We start from the raw sequence: 18,080 nt of genomic DNA on the forward strand, positions 1-18,080 counted from the left end.
AGTACTAGATCCATATTCTAATTATCTAATTTTTCATTTATTTCGTCTATGGACCTTTCGACCCCTTTTAGTACTTCCCTAAGTTCTCTAAAATATTTTATTATTTTTATTCCTAAAAAAACAAATAAAATAATCATAAATACCAAAAACACTATAGGTATTATTTCAACTAAAAAGGCCTTTGGGGGCAAAACTCTAATATCAAAATTCATTTTATACCTCCTGAACTAGTATAACAATACTATATTCAAAAACATATTATGTAAATATAGTCTATAATTTCCCATAATATTATTAGTTCTCATAATTTCTAAATCTAAAGTTAAAATAAATAAACATTATAATACATATGATTGTAACTATTAGACCTGACTCTGGTATAACAGAATAGCCTGTCCATAATCCTTCACTTACTTCTAAATTAATCAATCCTTTAATATTATATTTATAGTCCATAAATATAATACTTTGTATCAAGTTCCAAGATAAATGATATCCTAGAGGTAACATAAGGGATCCTGTTCTAACAACAATTATTGATAATATAATCCCAATCAAAGTAGCATTTATTATACCTATCCAAATAGTTTCACTTGTAGAATACGCTTGAAAGTGGAATAATCCAAAAAATACTGAAGGAATAATTATAGCAATATTAGTTGGAAGAATAATGGATAATTTGCTTAACATATATCCTCTAAAAAAAGATTCTTCTAAAAGCGAAACACTTAAATAAGCAAATAATCCTGATAAAACCATGACCAATGTATGTTTTGCACCTTCAGTTGAAATATAGATTTTACCTTCTCCAATAATAGTTGTTATCAAAGGATATAATGTAAAAAATAAAATACCACTTAAAATTCCTTCTAAAAATAACCTTCTACCTCTTTTATCAAAATGCAGTAAAAAACTTCCAACATTTTCTTGATGAATCATTTTCCTAAAAAATATTATTAGTAAAAACAAAATTAAATTAATAATTCCTGTAGCAATATTATCTTGAACCATTTCCTTCATCCTTTTTTAAATAATTTTAATATTTTTCTAATAAATAATTCCTTCTTTTTATATTTTTATTTTATCACAATAAATATATTAAAGCTTTATTTTTTAATTACATGGAACTTGATATTTTTTTCACAAATAGTCTAAATATATTTATATGTTAGAATTTTGAGATAATTTATGGTATAATAAAAAAACATGACCACAAAGAGTTAATTTAAAACAAGAGGGGGATATGTTAATGAAAAAGCTTAGCTCTAAAGAGGTCCTGGTTATAGGCTTTGCATTATTTGCTATGTTCTTTGGTGCAGGAAATTTAATTTTTCCACCATCTATTGGCCTATTAGCAGGGGAAAAATGGAAAGCTGCTTTATTAGGATTTTCTTTAACTGGTATAGGTCTTCCTATACTTGGAGTACTATCTGTAGCTATATCAGGTGGCTCTATTAATAGTTTGTTAAATAAAGTTGGTCCTAAGTTTGCTTTAATTTTCAGTATCTTAATAATGGTTCTAATTGGTCCACTATTGGCAATACCCAGAACTGGAGCAACTGCCTTTGAAATAGGCATCCAACCACTATTTCCTTCAATAGGTCCAGTTATAAGTTCACTTATATTTTTTGGATTAACCTTATTTTTAACAATAAGTTCTACTAGCATCATTGATGTTATTGGAAAATTTTTAACACCAATACTTTTGATCATGATATCTACTATAATAATTAAAGGTATTCTCAATCCTATAGGTGTACCTATAGATACTAATATGACCCAGCCATTTTCCACAGGATTTGGAGATGGGTACCAGACTATGGATTTACTAGCTGCAATAGTATTTGGTGGTATTATAGTAGATGATATAAAAAATAAGGGAATAACGGAAAAGAATGAACAGTTTAAAACTATTGCCAAAACAGGTCTTATTGCTGGTATTGGATTAGGAATTGTATATGGAGGTCTTCTATATCTGGGAGCTGCTGGTAGCTCTGTATTTCCACAAGGAATAGAAAAAGTATCTTTAACAACTAATATAACCATAACAATTCTAGGTCATTTAGGTAAAATAGTACTAGGAATATGTGTTTATTCCGCATGTCTTACTACATCTGTTGGACTTACCGCCACTGTAGGACATTTCTTTAGCAATATAAGTAAAGAAAAATTTAATTATAAAACCATTGTTATAATATCCACCATAGTAAGTATCATTATTTCAAATATCGGTGTTGAAAGTATAATTACTTTTGCAGATCCTATCTTGAAAATAGTATATCCAATCGCTATTATATTAGTTATTATAAATGTATTTGATAATTTAATTGAAAATAAAAAAATTTATTTAGGTGCAACTATTGGTACATTTTGTGTAAGTCTAGTAGATGGATTGTCTGCTATGGGTGTCAATACCTCTTTTATAGGAGAATTTATACAAACCCTTCCATTCGCTGACAGTGGATTTGGTTGGATATTCCCTGCAATTTTAGGAATAATATTGACCCACTTAATCACAAAACTAAAAGAAAATGCTTTTGCATAAAAATAACTTTATGCTATCTCTAATAGTCAGAAGATTCATTGTTTTCTCTAAGCCTTTAGGAGGTACACAAAGTGGGATTGAATTCATTAGCACCTAATTTAAACTTTATTAGTGACATACTAAAATGGTATCTATATAAATACGGTCTTCTCAGCTATACTTTGATTATTGTAGGAAGTATTTATTTTATATGTATAAGAGCCTTATTCATTAATATAAAAAACAATCACTACGACAGAGTTCTTATGTTGATAATACTTATGTTAATAGTTCTCGGTGGTCTTATAGGCTTTGGAATTGAAAGTTCTTTAAATCAATAGAAATAAAAAATAACTTAGCCGTTTCATTTAAGTGGGACGGCTAAGTTATTAATTTATCTCTCATTTTTTAATTTATAATATAGGATTCCATTTTCATTAGTTCTTTCTGCTTCCCCAATAGAATAAAGATGTTCTAAGTGAGACATAGCCTCTCCTGAAGCAAACCATTTTTGTGGATTAGGAAACTCTTCCCAGCTACTACATCTTAAATCCCAATGCATGTTAGCAGCTGTATCTCTAACTGTCATTTTTTTATCTTTAATTATTTCTCTAACTTCATCAAGACGATTTTTATGATGTTCAAATAATTCATCAATTCTCTTTTTATGATTTGTAACAATATTTCTATGGGCTGTGAAAAGATAATCTATTTCATAATCATAAACTTTTCTTAAACTTTCGAAGTATACAGCAAGTATATCTTGTTCATATCCCCAGAAAGCAATATTTGGTGTTATTCTATCCAATATATGATCTCCACAGAAAAATATCTTTTTATTTCTTTCATAAAGTCCAATATGTCCAGGAGTATGTCCAGGAATATCTATTATTTCAAAAGTATAATCACCAATTTCTATTTTATCCCCTTCTTCAAGAGGAATAAAATCAATAGGATTTTTAGGACAATATTTATATCCAGGATGATCATCAAAGGATATATTATCTTTTTCTAAATCAAATTCTTTTTTAAGTTCATTGAAATTTTCCCAATATTCTATTCCAGTCATAGCATTGATCATCTTGCCATCTATCTTTCCTGCATATATCCTAGCACCTTCTTTGTTTAAAGCTGCAGCAAGTCCACAATGATCTGAATGTAGGTGGGTAATGAACAGATCTGTTTTATTGAAATCAATACCTAGTTCTTCAATCCCCTTCATAAAAGCTTCCTTACATTCTTTCCTATTAAATCCTGTGTCCACTATTAGATTTCTATCTTCAGAAACTATTATATAACTATTAATAGCCCTAAGAGGATTATTAGGTAGTGGAATCTCTTGTTTATAGATATTTGGATAAACTTCTTGTAACATTTTATCACCCTTATCTTATTTTTTATTTTATAAGTTTAGATAATACCTTAAATTCTGGTGTACCGGCTTTTTTCAATAAATCAAATACAACTGTTTCTGTATTAGTTATTACGGCACCCATGGATTTCATCAAATCTAATCCATTTAAATAATCTCCTTTTTTTCTAGAACAAACTCCATCATTCACTATAAATACTTCATAACCGTCATTAATTAAATCTCTCGCCGTTTGGAATACACATACATGGGTTTCCATCCCTGTTATTATAACTTTTTTTCTTTCTGTTTCTTTAATAGCTTCTTTTATTTCATCTATATATACTGAAAAATTAACTTTTTCAAATTTTTTAGCATTTTGAAGATTTTGTTCTAGTTCTGGAACTGTACTACCTAATCCCTTTGGATATTGTTCTGTAACTATAATTGGCATTTCCATTTCTTCTGCCGTAGAAATTAAAATATTTGTTTTATCTATTACTTGATCCCCATATTTCATAGCCTTTACTAATCTCTCTTGAATGTCAATAATAAGTAACATTGTTTCCTTACTATCCAATTTAAATTTTTCCACAATATCACACTCCTATCTAAAATTAAGCCTTTAGTATATCTTTTTACCCATATACTGCTATTTAAAAACTTTTAATTCTACAAAATTATATTCTCCTTGAATAAAGTATTTCCTTTTTTATTTTTTAAAATGTTATTTAAAATAATCATACCATTTAAATCTTCTCTTATTTCTAGTATAATAGATATATTATAAATAGATTGAATGGTGATGATATGATTAATTTCGATATACTTCAATTAGTTTACTTATTTTCAATGTTTTTTGTATTGTTTTTGTGTATTACTAAAATTGTTTTACACAATATAAATAGACCTGTATATAGTAACTATCCTACTAATAGGGTTTTTAATAAGTATACTAGACTAAATAACCTTACTGTTGATGATTATACCACATATAATAAATTCTTAATATGGCTATTTGTATCTGAATTTTAGGTCATAGTATTTTAAAATTATAAATTAATTAAATGGAGGTTTTGAATACTATGACAAATATTTTTAGCCAATTATTTAATGTCATATTCAATTTTACTAATGATTATGGCATAGCTATAATAGTTTTTACAATTTTAGTTAAACTTGCTTTAATGCCTTTAAATATTAAACAAAAAAAATCTATGAAGGTTCAACAAAAATTATCATTAGAAATGAATGTATTGAAAGAAAAATATAAAGACGATCAAGAAAAACTTAATGAGGAAATGGTAAACCTATATAAAGAAAATCCTGGTAGCGGGATAGGATTTTTACTATTATTTGCTCAAATGCCTATATTGATAGCAATGTATAGGGCTTTTTCTAATAATATAGTAAATTCTCCAACAATTATTTTGCCTTGGATAAATAATTTATCCAAACCAGACCCTTATTTCTTAATTCCTATAATATATATAGTAAGCCAAGCATTACCTAGTCTATTAGTTACTATAGGAGCAATTAAAAATTCTACAATTCCAAAATTCTCTATAACAATGCTAATTCCTACTTGTATAATTGCTATATTAATTTTAACTAAGTCACCTGCTGCTTTAGGTCTATATTTTATTATATCCAATATAATATCAACTGTCGAACAATTAATGCCTGTTTCAGAATAGTAAAAGCCTCATATGGGGCTTTTAATTTTGTATATTTTCATGATATAATATTTACTGGTGATTGAAATGTGCTATATATATATTCTTGAATGCTCAGATAAAACACTGTACACTGGTTGGACTAATAATCTTGAAAAAAGAATAGAAACCCATTCTAAAGGAAAAGGTGCTAAATATACTAGGGCTAGACTTCCTGTAAAGCTTGTATATTTTGAAAAATATAATGATAAAATATCTGCTCAAAAAAGAGAATATGAAATAAAACAAATGTCTAGAAAAGAAAAACTTAAATTAATAAATGATATAAGTTAATTAACTATATCTAAATATAAAATATCCTTCAAGATATCTTGAAGGATATTTTATATTCCATTAACTATTTCTTCAGCATTAGATATAGCTAAATCCCTACCTTTCTCCGTAACCTTTATTATATCATCTTCTATATAAACTAAATTACTACTATAAAGATTGTTAAATATATCTTTAACAAATTCCTTATTCCAACCTAAATGCTCATGGATTGTATTTTTACCTAGTTCTTCTCTTTCATCTTCTGCTCCTTCATGGTTTATTACATGCATTAAAAAGGATATTTGAGCAAAATCATATTTCTGCCTTTTTTTCCTTCTCATTATAGAAAGGAGTCCTCTATCTGGAGCAAAGAAAAATATTAGTAAAAACACTACTCCTACCATTACAGCCATCATACCTGCAATAGCTACATCAAAGATTCTAGCTGTCCAATAGCCTAAAATAACTGAAATTGTTCCAATTATACCACTTAAAAATATCATATCTTTTAAATCATCTGTCAAAAGATAAGCAGCTGTAGGAGGCCCAACCATAAACGCTACTACCAGTATTGCTCCTACTGCATCAAAGGCACCTACTGCAGTAAGTGACACTAAAGTCATAAGAGAATAATGCATAATACCTGGTGATATTCCTAAAACCATTGCCAAACCAGGATCAAAAGTAGATATCTTTAATTCTTTGTAAAATAATGATACATATATAATATTTATAATTAATATTGTACCCATAACATAAAGTGAACTAGGTCCAATATCTACTCCATTGACTACAAATCTATTAAAAGGAGCAAATGCTATCTCACCTAATAAAACAGAATCTGTATCTAAATGTACATCTCCTGCATACAAACTTATGAGTATTACTCCAATACTAAAAAGTAAAGGGAATATAAGCCCTATAGAAGAATCTTCACTTACCAATTTAGTTTTATTAATAGATTCTACTAAAAAAACTGTCAAAGTTCCTGTTAAAGCTGCTCCTATTACAAGTAATGGGGAGTTTAAATCATGGGTTATAAAAAATGCTACTACAATTCCAAAAAGGATAGTATGGCCTATAGCATCAGCCATCATAGCCATTTTTCTCAATATGAGAAATACACCCAATGTGGAACATGCTAAAGCTACGACTATTGCAATAAGTTGTATTTCTATTTGAACATTCATTCTCCTAACCCCCCTCTAAAGTCTTCTATTTCATTTATGCCTTTTTCTGTTATATACCATTTTTTATCCTTTACTTTGACTAAATCCAATGTCTCAAGGTTTTCTAATTCTTTTTCCAGAGTATTTATAGGAAAGTTAAAATCTCCTTTAGATATAGATAGATCTTCTAAACTATATCCTTGAGTTCCATTGCCTTCTGTACTTAAATTATAGATATTATTCAATATTATATTTCTATTTAATCTTTTTTTATTCTTTTTATCTCTCATACGTCTCCATATAATTCCTCTACCTGGTGCAATAAATAAGGATATAATTGATATAGCACTTATAATAACTACTATTACAGGCCCTGTAGGTAGGTTTCTTGTAGAGGAGCTTATTATAGTACCTATTACCCCTGATAATCCACCAAAAACTGAAGATAGTATTACCATAACACTTAACTTATCAGTCCATTGTCTTGCTGCAACAGCAGGTGCTATGATCATAGCACTCATAAGGACTACTCCTACTGTTTGAAGTCCTGTAACTATTGCTATTACTATTAGAGTAGTAAGGATTAAATCCAATTTTTCTTTAGGAAATCCAGAAACTTGACAAAACTCCGGGTCAAAAGAAAGCAATTTAAATTCTTTCCATAACAATGCAACTATGATTATAATTGCTCCTCCAACTATACTCATTACTATAACATCACGTTTTAAAAGGGTTGAAGCCTGACCGAACAAAAAGCCTTCTAGTCCTGCTTGATTAGAATCTGGTATCTTTTGTATATATGTTAGTATGACTAGACCTAATCCAAAAAACACCGATAACATCATTCCTAAGGCACTATCATACTTTACCCTACTATGCTTTATTATAATATTAACTATATATATAGAAAGCCATCCAGATATAAATGCGCCTAATAGGAGCCATTCTATATTTTTAGAGCCTGTTAAAAGGAATGCTATACCTATACCTGGCAACGCTGCATGGGATACTGCATCTCCTACAAGACTTTGCTTTCTCAAAACTGCATAAGTTCCTATAACACCACTCATTGCTCCAAGTAAAGCAGAACCTAAGGCTACAGTCCTAAGTGTATAATCTGAGAATATATTTATTAAACTCACAATATCATCTCCATTTCTAGCTAAATAATTTGTCTACTTTACTTTTATATGCTTTCATTAAATTTTCTTCGTTAAATACTTTTTCAACTGGTCCACTAGCTATTATTACTTTATTTAGAAGGGTAACCCAATCAAAATATTCTTCTACGGTTTGTAAATCATGGTGAACTACAACAACAGTTTTCCCTATACTACGTAATTCTCTCAATAAACTTATTATAGCTCTTTCAGTTTTAGCATCTACTCCTTGAAAAGGTTCATCCATAAAATAAATATCAGCATTTTGAACAAGAGCTCTAGCTAGAAATACTCTCTGCTGCTGTCCTCCTGAAAGTTGGCTTATTTGTCTATCTGCAAATGGAAGCATATCTACTTTTTCTAGGGCCCTTATAGCTATTTCTTTTTCTTTTTTTCCTGGCCTTTTAAACCATCCTAACTCTCCATAAGTTCCCATTGTAACAACATCTAATACATTAGTAGGAAAATCCCAATCTACACTGCCTCTTTGAGGTACATAACCTATGTTTTTTCTTTGTTTCTCATAAACTTCTCCCCAAAATCTAGTCTCTCCTGTAACGGGTTTTATCATATTGAGCATAGTTTTTATAAGTGTAGATTTTCCCGCTCCATTAGGACCAACTATTGCCATAAGAACCCCACTAGGTATTTCTAAATCTATATCCCATAATACTGGTTTTTTATGATAAGCTACAGTTAAATCATTTACTGCTACTGCATATTCCATATTATTTCACTCCTTTAATTAAAGCATCTACAATAGTATCTACGTTATATTTTACAGTACCTATATAAGTACCTTCTTCTGTACCTGGATTTCCTAGGGAGTCTGAATACAACTCTCCACCTATTTCCACATTAAATCCTCTATTATGGACTGCTGCCTGTAATGCCTCAATATTCTTTGTTGGAACAGATGATTCAACAAATATTGCTGGTATCTTTCTTTCAGCTATAAAATCGGCTAATTCTTTTACATCTAGTGTTCCTGCTTCAGCAACAGTACTTATACCCTGTAATCCTTCGACTTGAAAACCATAAGCATTTCCAAAATAACTAAAAGCATCATGGGCTGTTATAAGGACCCTTTGTTCATCTGGAATTTCTTTGGCCCTATCTTTTATATATTTATCTAGTTCTTCAAGTTCTTTTTTATATTCTTCTCCATTAGATATATAAAAATCTTTATTTTCACTATCTAATTCAATCAAACTATCCATTATTACATCTACTACTTCTGTCCAAAGTTTTACATCGAACCATATATGTGGATCATAATTCCCTTCAAATTCAGAGGATTGTATTAACTTCGAGCTGTCAATTATATCACCAGGAGCTATAGTCTTTACATCAATCTGGCCTAATTTCTCAAATATATCTGACATCTTCCCTTCAAGATGGATTCCATTGAATATTATAAGATCAGCATTCATCATCTTTTCAACATCTCCAGCACTTGCCTTATAAAGATGAGGATCAATACCTGGCCCCATTAATGACTCTACCTCTACCTTATCTCCACCTATATTTCTAACAGCATCTTCTAATATTGTAGTAGTTGTTACTACATTTAATTTTTCTGGATCTTTTTGTATTTTTTTATTGCTTCCGTAACTGGCTATACTTGTAAAAATAATTATCATTATCAATAGTAAAATCCACTTTTTCAATAAAATCCCTCCTATATCTAATATATACATTATTACTCCGAATTATTTAACAATAAATATTCTGCTAACTCTACTATAATATACATACCCATAAAATTATATTTTCCACAAAAAATACCCTTCAAACTCTTTGAAGGGTGTTTTTTATTCTCCTATTTTTTTAAGTATGGTTATAAACCAAATTGTAAGTACTATTCCTTTAAATACACTACTCATACTAATACTCCACCATACCCCTTTTAAACCTAAGGAAGTATGGGATGATAGTATTATAGAGGCTGGTATTCGAAGGCCATTGAATACTATACCTACTACTGAAGGTGGAATTGTTTTTCCTAATCCATTAAATGCTCCCCCAGTAGCTATTTCTATAGTCATAAATAATTGGGATAGTCCCAGTATTCTCAAATATATTATTCCTTCCCTTATGGCTTCTTCATCATTTGGAATAAATAATCTAAATATAGGCCTTGCTCCAAATATAAGTAAACAAGTAGCAAATACACCTATTACTCCTACTATAAACATGCCTTTCCTATAACCTTCATGTATTCTATCCCATTCTTCAGCTCCATAGTTCTGGCCTACAAAGGCACTTAAGGCAGTAGAAAAACCTCCTGCGGTAAGCCATGAAATTGATTCTATCTGTGAACCTACCTTTTGGACTGCTATTGGAGTAGGACCCCACTGTGCTATTACTTTTGCTATAACCATGGCAATCATTGCAAATAGTCCATTTTGCAATGAGGCTGGGAATCCTAGCTTAAATATTTTTTTAATATAGTTTTTATCTGGAATTTGAAATATATTAAACCCACAAAATAAACTTAATTTATCTCGACTTATTTTAACAAATATAATGGTAGCTATAAACTGAGAGATTATTGTAGCTAATGCCGCCCCTTTTATACCCATTTTAGGAAAAGGACCAAGTCCTAAAATCATCATGGGATCAAGAACTACATTTAAACCTAAACCAATTGCATTTATTAGAAATGGAGTAGTACTATTTCCTGAACCATTAAAAATCCCTGAAAAAACTGGATTTAAAAAATAAAATACCATTCCAAAAGATACTATAAACAAATAATCTGTAGCCATTTTTACTACTTGGCTATCTCCCAAATCAAAAAAACTTATAAGTTTATGCCTAAATAATATAAGAAATAAAGAGTATATTAATCCAATAATTATATCCAGCTGTATAGTATGGAAAACATAATTTCTAGCACTATCCATATCATCCCTACCATAAGATTGAGCAACTCCTACCTCTGCTCCTATTTTAGGTATCAAAAATAGGGCTGAGCCAAACCAAGTAAAAAAACCAGCAGTTCCTGCTGCTGCAACTGCATTTGTACTTACTCTACCTAGCCATATCATATCCATCATATTATAAGCCATTTGTACAAAAGAAGTAGCCATAATAGGTATTGCTAATTTTACTAATGTTTTAGTTATATTTCCTTGTGTAAGCTTAATATCTCTCTCCATATTCTTCCCCCTATTCTATTATGTTTTAATAATATTATTTCGCTTCACTAAACAATTCTATACTATAAAAAAATATCCTTCAAGACATCTGAAAGATATTTTTTATAATAAATACTGATTTAATTGGCAGTATTGAATAAACAATCTTTTCCTAAACATTGTTTATTCATATTGGAAAATGTGCAAATTATATCATAATTTTTATAGTCGTACATATTTAGATTAAAATGTTCTTCTACAAAAATCACTGCTTCTTTAATAGCTATAAAGCTATCTCTCTTGCAACAACGTGGTCCTCCTAATTTCCCAATAGATATCAAAGCCCTACCAGTCATTTCATTGGCTAATCCCCAGCCCTTTTTAGATAGAGGGGTTGATTCTGTAATAATACTTATAAATATACCTGTACCTACTGCTGCACCACAACTTCCATAAAAACCACAAAATCCTCCAGGAACTTTTTTTGCTCTTTCTCTAGCAATTTTCAATTTCTCATTTTTAATATCCCTTTCTCCCTTTAGATTATAAAAGGAACTTATTAATACTGCAGGTACTAAGTAATGATGTTCTGGTCCATGCATATTTATTCTATGATGTTTCATAATTTCATTTGCCATTTCTATAGGATTTGTTTTATCTGTAGACTTACAATATTCTTCAATAACATCTATTGCACTTGCACTATGGCACTTATCACAAATATAATGTCCATTTTTGCATACTACATTTGTTCTAAACTTATTATGACAATAAACACATTCTTGCTCTTTATAATTTTGGCTATATAATAACTCACTCCCACATAGCATGCAATTTTGCCTATGTTCATTGACTAAGCCTTTTTTCTGCATCAGTAAATCATCCTCTCTACCTTAAAAATATTAAATATCTATTATATCTACATCTGGATTTAATTTATATATTAAATCTTTCCTTTCTACTATTATTAAAACTTTTTCATATAATTCTTCGTCTACTTTTATAACTTTTAATAGGTCCTTATTAGGATTTATTGCTACAGGATTTCCTACCATTCTAAGCATAGATAAATCTCCTACAGTGTCTCCATAAGAATAACTTAAATCCAAATTTACATCATATTTATTGACAAACTCATCTATAGTTCTCTGTTTATTATAAGAATCCCACATCCTTATGATTTCACCAGTAAAATTATTCTTTTCATCTACTACATATTCACTTCCTCTATACTCAGTTACTCCATATTTTTCAGCCATTTTTTCTACTAAGAAATCAGGACTACCAGATATAAAAAATACCTTATGCCCCATTTTTTTGTGCCATTCTATTCTAGATCTTGTATACTTATAGACCTTATCTCCATTTAATTTTATTACTTGGTTAGCTATAAAACTTATATAATCCTTATTTATTCCCTTAAGTTCTCTAACATAATAATCAGCAAGTTCTTCTAAATAATCCTCAAAGTCTCCATATCTTTTTTCCCATTCAGAATAAGTATGTTTTACATGATTGTGCCATATTGCTGGATCTATAACTTCATATTTAATCAACTTTTTAAAATGTTGTATCATTAGAGAATTTCTATAAAGTGTGCCATCTATATCAAAAAAAGCAGCTATATTTCCCATAAAATCACCTCAACAATTTTATTTCTTTTTAAAATACATTTCATTACAATATTCTTTTTCCCTAAATTCTATATAATAATCACTATAGTCCATTTCAAAATTAACTATAGATGATTGGAGATCTATATTATTCAACAGATGAATAGTACAAACTTCATCTCCTTCTTTCTTTGAAAAACGTATTATAGCACTCCTAACTTGAGAAAATTGGAATCTTTTTTTAATATAATTTGGAAGTCCTTCAATATACAAATTTAAAATTCTCATATCAATAGGGATAAACAAATCTATATCATCATTTTCTTCTCTCAATACTCTTATCTCAAAATCACTTATCAATAGAAGATTTCCATTTTCATATTTCATGTCATTGCACCTCTTATTTAACTTTATTGAATTTTATAAAAAGACCTGAAGAGTATACTCTCCAGGTCTTTTATGGTTTTCATTTAGATTCGTCTATATTAAATAATAGTTACGTTCGCTGCTTGTGGTCCTTTTTGTCCTTCAACGATTTCAAATTCAACTTCTTGGTCTTCTTCTAATGTTTTGAAACCTTCTTTGTTGATTTGAGAGAAGTGAACAAAAACATCATTTCCATCTTCTGCTGTGATAAATCCAAATCCTTTTTCTGCATTAAACCATTTAACTGTACCTTTAGTCATGTAAAAAACCTCCAAAAATTTTATTCCTTTAATTCCCCATGAAGCAATTTATGTATAAAAATCTCCGAAATTATCATATTCAGTAAAGTATAGATGTCAAAGATGTTAAAAAAATAATTTCATCATGAATTTTTAAAACAAAATATCCCTTGTGAATTAAAGCTAACTTATTATACCATTATATTTAAAACTTTGCAACCACATTTTTAAAATATATTTTTTTATTTTTAATCTCTAATGTATTTATACTTTACCTACTTTATAAATGTGAAGTATCGGCATATATTGGTATCTTTATATCTTCTCCATCTATTTCTATTAAACTTAAACTAGTATTTCTAATATGTGGTGTTTCCCATAGCTTTTCTATGGGGCGATTTTCAAAATATGCCATAATAACCCTTGCAGTTACACCATGAGTTACAATTAAAACATTTTGATATTTACCATCATCAATTATTTTGTTTATTATAGAAATTGCTCTTTCTTGAAGCTGAAAAAAAGTTTCTCCACCATTAGCATTAGGTTTATATAGATGAGGTGTGTTTTGATATGCATAATATTCTTCAGGATATAACTTTTCAACATCTTGCAAAGTATTTCCTTCCCATTTTCCTGTGTGTATTTCTCTAAGATCATCCTCTGGTTTTATCTCTATATTTCTTCCTCTAGTAATAATCTTTGATGTCTCTATAGCTCTCATACTTGAACTAGAAAAAATCATATCTAAATCAACAGTTTTTAGTCTTTCTCCCAATAATGCTGCTCCTTCTCTACCTTTTGAAGTAAGGTTTGAATTCTTCCAACCCTGCAATCTTTTTTCTAAATTCCATTCAGTTTGTCCATGTCTTGTTAGATATATTTTCACTGATATTCTCCTTTCAGATAATTTCCCCAATTACTATTAGTTTTTCTTTATCAGATAATATGAAAATATCTAATTTATAGAAATCAATTAATATAATTTTATCATAGAAAAAAACTCTTGTATATTATTTTGAAATTTTTATTATATTATCATAATCCTACATAAAAATTAAAGCCTTTCATGCCAAAAGGCTGAAAGGCTAAGAATTCATTATATCTACTATTACTTTATCTGTATTTGACATTCCTTTGCTACTTAAAATACCTATATTTTCTATAGTTTCTTCTGCTGTGGTGCCTAAAATACCATTGTCAGGCTTCACTATTATATTATCTAATGCAAGATATGAAGATAGTACTGCTTCTCCTGCTGATGTGGAAAGTTTTAATGTACAGGTTTCCTTAGCTCCGTCACATACCATGCCAGTAAGATTTGCTAACATATTTTGTACAGAACCAGATATTTGTTCATCATTTCCACCTAACATCCAAGTAATAGCTGCACTAGCTCCTACTCCTGCTGATATGGCACAACCACAAAGAGCTGACAATTTTCCAACATAGGATTTTACAAACTTATTTATTATATGACCATAAAATATTGCTCTAATAAGTTTTTCTCTTTCAATATCTCCATATTCATAAACTGCTACAATAGGTAGAATAACCCCAAGGCCTTGATTGCCACTACCTCCACTAGTCATTATTGGGCAATCTCCACCGCCCATTCTAAAATCTGCTCCTGCTGCAGTCAATATTCTAGCTTTCATAAATGGATTGTTCCCTACTTTTCCTTCTTGCTGAAATTTTGACAGTCCACATCCTAAACCTAGTCCACTTTTATGTTCAATCCCCTTTTCAGCTGCAGCCTTGTTCATCTCTATACCATCTTCAATAAAATCCAACTTTTCTATAGATATACTTTCGCATATTTCTCTAAACTCTTTTAATGTAAATTGTTTTAAAAAGTCTGATGAATTCTTTTCTTCATCCAGGACATCTTCATAAACTACTTTCCCATTTAATTTGACTTTTTCAATATGAGCATGGCTATCTTTTAATATTACTTCTACATTGTTCTTTTCATTTTCCATAACTACTTTTACATAAACATGTGGTGTATTATTTTCCATTAATAATATGATTTTTTCTTCTTTAACCATGTTTTTAGCAATTTTTATATATTCTTCATTTACATTTTTTAGTACACAAAGTCCTTCTTCTACCACTCCACAAACTGCACCTAAAGCAGCTGCTAACTCCAATCCACTTTCACTTGTCTTTGGAATTATAACGAACTTACCATTTTTAAATATATTTAAACTTACGTTAACCCTAATCTTATTTACTTTTCCATTTAAATATTTTTTAGCAACAGCAGATGCATAAGCTACTGCCACTGGCTCTGTACAACCTATAGCTGGTATAGTTTCTTTTTTTACCATTTTTAATAAAGTATCTTCAAAATCTTTTTTATCCATCATTATATCAACTACCTTTCAAATATAGTTGTTAACTATATTTGTTGCAATAATTATGCCAAAATACTATCACATCTGTTAAAGTCTGTAAGCAAGTTAAATACTGCATTCTGTTTTTTAAAAAATTCATATAAAAAACAAAAGTTATTCGCATTTCTGCAAATAACTTTTGTATAAAAACAATATATTATAATAGATACACTTATCATCCTTGTTTTGGATGGTTTAAAAATCATTTGCATATTTGCAAATGGTTTTGCATTATTGCAAATCATATTTAGTTAATTTCCTATAAAAGGTAGCTAAATTTATATCCAAAATATTAGAAATTTGCTTTTTAGCCTTAGTACTAGTTCCGTATTCTTTCAACATAGAAGTAATTATATGTTTTTCATAGTTTTCCATCTGTTGTTTAAGTGTTAATTTATTAGAGTCTATATGCTCTAAACCTTTATTTGAAGAGCCTTTTATACTATCTGGAAGATCATCTATTGTTATAGTGTCTTTATTTGATATATTGACTAAGTACTCTATTATGTTTTCAAGCTCCCTTATATTTCCTGGCCAATTGTATTTTATAAAGGCTTCTTTTACTTCAGAAGAAAATCCTTCAATGTCTTTTTCTAATTTAATACAATATTTTTTTAGCATAGCTTCACTTAAGATTAATATGTCCTTTTTCCTATTCCTAAGGGGCGGGATATAGATTGGTATAATATTTAATCTATAGTATAAATCTTCTCTAAACTTCCCTTCCTTAACCATTTCTTCTAGATTTTTATTAGTAGCAGCTATTAATCTAAAGTTAATAGAAATCAATTCTTTCCCACCTATCCTCATAAAAGATTGTTCTTGCAATACTCTTAAAAGTTTAGGTTGAAGATGTATTGGCAAATCCCCTATCTCATCTAAAAATAGGGTTCCTCCATTAGCTAGTTCAAACTTTCCCATTTGTCCTTCCCGTTTAGCTCCTGTAAATGCTCCCCCTTCATATCCAAATAGCTCCGACTCCAATAAATTATCTGGTATAGAGGCACAGTTTATTGGAATTATAGGTGCATGTTTTCTTGGACTGGCATAATGAATGGCCCTAGCAAATAGTTCCTTCCCAGTACCACTTTCACCTCTTAAAAGTACTGTTGAATCACTTTGGGCTACTCTACTTGCGATTTCTTTTACTTTAACAATCTCTTCACTATTTCCTATGATGTCCTCAAATCCTATATTATTCTGAACTCCTACTATTTTATAGGCATTGCGTACCATATCTGTAGTTTTATGAACTTCTATTATATTGCTTACTTTTTTATTTTCTACAACTACAGGAATATTTTTTATTATAAAACTTAATTTTTTATTAGATATTTTTATTTTCTTTTCTTGAAAACTGTGATTATCTAAATCTACATTCAATTCCGGTAAAATATCATCTATCTGTTTATCTATAATATTGTCTTTCTTTATTTTAAAAAGGTCTTCTATCTTTGAATTTACAAATTTAATTTTTCCATTATTGTCTATACCTATTATTCCATTTTCTAATCCATCAATTATCTTACCTGTTTCTTCCCCTTGGATAATAAGCTCTTTTATAGTTTCATAATAATTCAAGTTTCCTATCAATAAGTCACTTAACTTTTTTAAAAAAACCAACAATGAGTTATATTTTTCCATTAAATTATTTTTCTGTTCTTCATTGAAGGCGTTTAATCCTATAACCCCTATACATTCCTTATTTTTTATAATAGGATAGCCAAGGGTTGCCAATTCAATACATGTCTCTTTTCTTGCACAAGTTTTACAAACCTTATTGTCTTTAGGAGCTTGTATGAATTCTGGACTCTTCTTTTTAAATATAAGCTCATAAGAACAATTTATAGGTATTTTTTCTCCTATAAAAGTTCTATATTTCCCAGTTGCAGCCACCCTACATAGGTTTTCATCTATTATTGTTACATCTACATTTAATACAGCTGAAATAGCTTCTGCTACTTCTTGAACAGAACTTTGAATTTTATAAAGAGACAAGGTTTTTCCTCCTTTTAATATTAATAAATGAACAAATATTAATCTATATAAATCGCTACTAAAAATA

At 29.3% G+C, this 18,080-nt stretch carries 20 protein-coding genes; 4 read left to right on the plus strand and 16 right to left on the minus strand.

What is annotated here, in order from left to right:
• Positions 1 to 17: 17 nt before the first annotated feature.
• Complete coding sequence (locus FYJ27_RS04805; protein WP_154483721.1) at positions 18 to 212, minus strand: hypothetical protein; 195 nt, start codon at positions 210 to 212, stop codon at positions 18 to 20.
• An 82-nt stretch (positions 213 to 294) separates the two neighbouring features.
• A complete protein-coding gene (locus FYJ27_RS04810) occupies positions 295 to 1,011 on the minus strand; it encodes a CPBP family intramembrane glutamic endopeptidase (RefSeq protein WP_195839076.1) in 717 nt (238 codons plus the stop codon).
• A 238-nt stretch (positions 1,012 to 1,249) separates the two neighbouring features.
• Between FYJ27_RS04810 and brnQ the strand changes: the two genes are divergently transcribed.
• Together brnQ and FYJ27_RS04820 are read left to right on the plus strand one after the other, a co-directional pair.
• Positions 1,250 to 2,545, plus strand: coding sequence for a branched-chain amino acid transport system II carrier protein (brnQ, locus tag FYJ27_RS04815; protein ID WP_195839077.1), 1,296 nt, complete (start codon positions 1,250 to 1,252; stop codon positions 2,543 to 2,545).
• A gap of 71 nt (positions 2,546 to 2,616) precedes the next feature.
• A complete protein-coding gene (locus FYJ27_RS04820) occupies positions 2,617 to 2,865 on the plus strand; it encodes a hypothetical protein (RefSeq protein WP_154483724.1) in 249 nt (82 codons plus the stop codon).
• Between the two features lie 53 nt (positions 2,866 to 2,918).
• Here the strand turns inward: FYJ27_RS04820 and FYJ27_RS04825 are convergent, their stop codons facing one another.
• Both FYJ27_RS04825 and FYJ27_RS04830 read right to left on the minus strand, forming a co-directional pair.
• Positions 2,919 to 3,899 carry an MBL fold metallo-hydrolase gene (locus tag FYJ27_RS04825; RefSeq protein WP_154483725.1) on the minus strand — a complete coding sequence of 327 codons (981 nt, stop codon included), beginning with the start codon at positions 3,897 to 3,899 and terminating at the stop codon, positions 2,919 to 2,921.
• 22 nt (positions 3,900 to 3,921) lie between these two features.
• Positions 3,922 to 4,470 (minus strand): hydrolase, encoded by a 549-nt coding sequence (locus FYJ27_RS04830; protein WP_326831036.1) that lies wholly within the window; start codon positions 4,468 to 4,470, stop codon positions 3,922 to 3,924.
• Between the two features lie 490 nt (positions 4,471 to 4,960).
• Between FYJ27_RS04830 and FYJ27_RS04835 the strand changes: the two genes are divergently transcribed.
• Both FYJ27_RS04835 and FYJ27_RS04840 read left to right on the plus strand, forming a co-directional pair.
• Positions 4,961 to 5,572 (plus strand): YidC/Oxa1 family membrane protein insertase, encoded by a 612-nt coding sequence (locus FYJ27_RS04835; protein ID WP_195839078.1) that lies wholly within the window; start codon positions 4,961 to 4,963, stop codon positions 5,570 to 5,572.
• A gap of 66 nt (positions 5,573 to 5,638) precedes the next feature.
• Complete coding sequence (locus FYJ27_RS04840; protein ID WP_154483727.1) at positions 5,639 to 5,884, plus strand: GIY-YIG nuclease family protein; 246 nt, start codon at positions 5,639 to 5,641, stop codon at positions 5,882 to 5,884.
• 50 nt (positions 5,885 to 5,934) lie between these two features.
• Here the strand turns inward: FYJ27_RS04840 and FYJ27_RS04845 are convergent, their stop codons facing one another.
• From FYJ27_RS04845 to FYJ27_RS04900, 12 genes are all read right to left on the minus strand, one after another.
• Complete coding sequence (locus FYJ27_RS04845; protein WP_154483728.1) at positions 5,935 to 7,056, minus strand: metal ABC transporter permease; 1,122 nt, start codon at positions 7,054 to 7,056, stop codon at positions 5,935 to 5,937.
• A complete protein-coding gene (locus FYJ27_RS04850; RefSeq protein ID WP_226808145.1) occupies positions 7,053 to 8,177 on the minus strand; it encodes a metal ABC transporter permease in 1,125 nt (374 codons plus the stop codon). Before FYJ27_RS04850 ends, FYJ27_RS04845 begins: the two co-directional genes overlap by 4 nt.
• Before the next feature lie 16 nt (positions 8,178 to 8,193).
• Complete coding sequence (locus tag FYJ27_RS04855) at positions 8,194 to 8,922, minus strand: metal ABC transporter ATP-binding protein (RefSeq protein WP_154483729.1); 729 nt, start codon at positions 8,920 to 8,922, stop codon at positions 8,194 to 8,196.
• A gap of 1 nt (position 8,923) precedes the next feature.
• Entirely contained in the window at positions 8,924 to 9,865 is a 942-nt protein-coding gene (locus FYJ27_RS04860; protein WP_154483730.1) for a metal ABC transporter solute-binding protein, Zn/Mn family, read from the minus strand.
• Between the two features lie 144 nt (positions 9,866 to 10,009).
• Positions 10,010 to 11,359, minus strand: a complete 1,350-nt coding sequence (locus FYJ27_RS04865) for an MATE family efflux transporter (RefSeq protein ID WP_154483731.1) — start codon at positions 11,357 to 11,359, stop codon at positions 10,010 to 10,012.
• 119 nt (positions 11,360 to 11,478) lie between these two features.
• Complete coding sequence (locus FYJ27_RS04870; RefSeq protein ID WP_154483732.1) at positions 11,479 to 12,210, minus strand: DUF5714 domain-containing protein; 732 nt, start codon at positions 12,208 to 12,210, stop codon at positions 11,479 to 11,481.
• A gap of 30 nt (positions 12,211 to 12,240) precedes the next feature.
• Positions 12,241 to 12,972, minus strand: coding sequence for an HAD family hydrolase (locus FYJ27_RS04875; protein WP_154483733.1), 732 nt, complete (start codon positions 12,970 to 12,972; stop codon positions 12,241 to 12,243).
• Between the two features lie 18 nt (positions 12,973 to 12,990).
• On the minus strand, positions 12,991 to 13,338 hold the full coding sequence (locus tag FYJ27_RS04880; protein WP_154483734.1) for a hypothetical protein: 348 nt from the start codon (positions 13,336 to 13,338) through the stop codon (positions 12,991 to 12,993).
• 98 nt (positions 13,339 to 13,436) lie between these two features.
• On the minus strand, positions 13,437 to 13,637 hold the full coding sequence (locus FYJ27_RS04885; protein ID WP_154483735.1) for a cold-shock protein: 201 nt from the start codon (positions 13,635 to 13,637) through the stop codon (positions 13,437 to 13,439).
• 259 nt (positions 13,638 to 13,896) lie between these two features.
• On the minus strand, positions 13,897 to 14,505 hold the full coding sequence (locus tag FYJ27_RS04890; protein ID WP_326831037.1) for a histidine phosphatase family protein: 609 nt from the start codon (positions 14,503 to 14,505) through the stop codon (positions 13,897 to 13,899).
• 199 nt (positions 14,506 to 14,704) lie between these two features.
• Entirely contained in the window at positions 14,705 to 15,988 is a 1,284-nt protein-coding gene (locus FYJ27_RS04895) for an L-cysteine desulfidase family protein (RefSeq protein ID WP_154483737.1), read from the minus strand.
• Positions 15,989 to 16,246: 258 nt separating this feature from the next.
• On the minus strand, positions 16,247 to 18,013 hold the full coding sequence (locus tag FYJ27_RS04900) for a sigma-54 interaction domain-containing protein (protein ID WP_154483738.1): 1,767 nt from the start codon (positions 18,011 to 18,013) through the stop codon (positions 16,247 to 16,249).
• Between the last annotated feature and the right edge of the window lie 67 nt (positions 18,014 to 18,080).

The organism is Anaerosalibacter bizertensis (assembly GCF_009696605.1).
GTDB classification, from domain to species: Bacteria; Bacillota; Clostridia; order Tissierellales; family Sporanaerobacteraceae; genus Anaerosalibacter; species Anaerosalibacter bizertensis.